Source organism: Rhizobium sp. P1_E1 (assembly GCF_056406015.1).
Genome location: NZ_JBFUAY010000468.1, coordinates 1 through 1642 on the forward strand (window position 1 = coordinate 1; position 1642 = coordinate 1642).

Sequence of the window (1642 nt, forward strand, 5' to 3'; positions counted from 1 at the left end):
GAAGCTTCGGGTTGGATGTTTGCCCCAATATCTTGCATAATCAGAACAGCCAGCTTCCCCGCCAACGTGATGACGAACTTGCCGTCGTTCTCTTCTACCGAATATCCAAAAAGCAACGAGTCGCTCATCTCAGTTATTCCTCCCTAGACCGAAATGCAGCCAAAAGACCGTTGCCTCGGGCTGCGCAGAAACAATTGCCGCGGAATGCACTCGCGAGAATACATTCCGCGCCGGAGGGACACACCTAGACGGCGCGATGGATCGCGTAAGACCTGCGCCGGACACTCTGCCCGCGCTTCCAAAGGGACACCTCGTGCCGGGAAAGGGCCAAAGCACTGCGGCCGGCATTCAGCAGGCTCCAATACTTCTTCTTGTTGCCTGCCGCCCTGTGCTGTTTCGCCAATGCGAAGCAGTTCTTGGCTAGACGTAGGTGTTTTCCAGCTGGCGAAGTCCAAAAACCGCGGCTAGGTTTTGTCGAAGATGTTGCTGCACGCGATGCTTGAAGAAAGGGATTTCTTGCATAAGCCATTTCCATTCTCCTCTTTTGAAGTCATGCGTCCCGCTRTACGCAATCTGTAGTTGCCGATAGCCGATCATTCTTTTGGGTGTAGTGGTGGTATAAAGGTATTTTTCGTATGTTGTGATAACCACTGTGAGCTAAAAAAGGATTCACTTAAATAGGTACTATTACTTAGCTTTGCCGACGTGCTGAGCAACAACTCACGGCCGCTGATGTCATTTGACGGTTTTCCCGAGCCACTCTCGGAGACGCAGTGCACGCGCGCCTGGGCGAAACTGTTCAGCAGCGCCTGCACGCTGAGCTTGCCGCCGTGCATGTTCGGAAAGAGGGCCGCTGCGCCTCGTTTCCTGGGCTTCTTCAGCCAGCAACGAAGGGCTTGCTGTGCGTCCTTTGTGAGTGGCGTACCTCGCTCTTTGCGGCCTCTTCCGATGTATTGCACCTATCCACCGCGGCCGAACATTACCGCGTCTCGGTCGAGATCGATGACCTCGGAGAGCCCCGCCACCCCGTTCGCGCGGCCAGCAGTAGAAGAGTGTGATCGCCGCGTTCCAGCCATGTGCTTCGATCCGTACAGTCCAGAATCGCTTCAATCTCGGGCCTGGTGAGAAACTGAAGCCTCCGCTTGTCACATCGCTCGGTAAGCTCCCGGTGGCCGCCTTGCGAGGTTGATGCGAATATCGGAAGTCCTTCTGTAATGGGCGTACTGCGCGCTATTCCCAATACGACTACAATCTCGCGGGAGCTGGTCCCGCTTCCGGCAAGTCGCAGCATTTATCGTAATGTCTCATGCTCAGTCTTCTCTTTGCCGGCTCAAAATGTCCTCGATCATCACGAGGTATCGATGCCAAACGTTGCTGACCCAGGAGGTAATCTTCAGTGCCGAAAATTGGCCGGTCTTTGATTGGAACGGTGGCCGGGTTCACGTCTGAAATCCGCAACAAGGCCGCTCAATTAAGTAAATTTACTCATTTACTAGCGCCACCAACCCAGGTTCAAGTGAGACGCATTATTAAACCTACGATGGAACGATCCTTTCGATCGTCACATCGCTACCGGGAGCGTAAAATGGCAGACGATTATCTCAAATACGGCGATAGATTGCGCATCATCAACGCATACGGA

Annotated in this window: 2 protein-coding genes; one reads left to right on the forward strand and one right to left on the reverse strand. The window is 53.7% G+C overall.

Translation table 11 applies throughout. The features are described from left to right. Positions 1–593 precede the first annotated feature (593 nt). Positions 594–959 (reverse strand): hypothetical protein, encoded by a 366-nt coding sequence (locus tag AC1D1Z_RS37175; RefSeq protein ID WP_477853817.1) that lies wholly within the window; start codon positions 957–959, stop codon positions 594–596. Positions 960–1396: 437 nt separating this feature from the next. On the opposite strand from AC1D1Z_RS37175, the gene AC1D1Z_RS37180 reads away from it, so the two are divergent. Beyond that, positions 1397–1642, forward strand: a 246-nt coding sequence (locus AC1D1Z_RS37180) for a hypothetical protein (RefSeq protein WP_477853819.1), incomplete at its 3' end; no start/stop codon positions are given.